At 70.3% G+C, this 582-nt stretch carries 1 pseudogene; it reads right to left on the bottom strand.

What is annotated here, in order from left to right:
• Positions 1-582, bottom strand: a pseudogene (locus Ade02nite_RS48895) (thiamine pyrophosphate-binding protein); the annotation flags it as partial.

Here is a 582-nt window from a genome sequence, read left to right as displayed (position 1 = left end):
GCGGGCGGCTTCGATCGCGGCGTGGAAGCAGTCCGACGGCGACTTCGGGGCGATCACCGCGAGCGGCGCTTCGCCGTGCCGGCCGAACAGGGCCATGTTCAGGTCGGCCTGCTCGGTCTTGGTCGGCATCCCCGTGGACGGGCCGGCGCGTTGCACGTCCACGACGACCAGCGGCAGCTCCAACGCGATCGCCAGCGAGATCGTCTCGCCCTTGAGCGCCACCCCCGGCCCCGAGGTCGTGGTGACCCCCAGCGCACCACCGTACGAGGCGCCCAGCGCGGCGCCGACCGCGGCGATCTCATCCTCGGCCTGCATCGTCGTGACCCCGAACTTCTTGTGTTTCGACAGCTCGTGCAGGATGTCCGAGGCCGGGGTGATCGGATAAGCGCCCAGGAACAGCGGCAGCTTGGACCGCACCGCCGCCGCGACCAGCCCCAACGCCAGGGCCTGGTTACCGGTGATGTTGCGGTAGGTGCCCGGGCGCATCCGGGCCGGTTTCACCTCGTAGCGCACCGAGAAGTCCTCGGTGGTCTCCCCGAAGTTCCAGCCCGCCTGAAACGCCGCCTTGTTCGCCGCGACCAG

Source organism: Paractinoplanes deccanensis, from assembly GCF_016862115.1.
Lineage (GTDB): Bacteria > Actinomycetota > Actinomycetes > Mycobacteriales > Micromonosporaceae > Actinoplanes > Actinoplanes deccanensis.
Note: the sequence above shows the minus strand (reverse complement) of the source record. Positions and strands in the feature narration are given on the sequence as shown.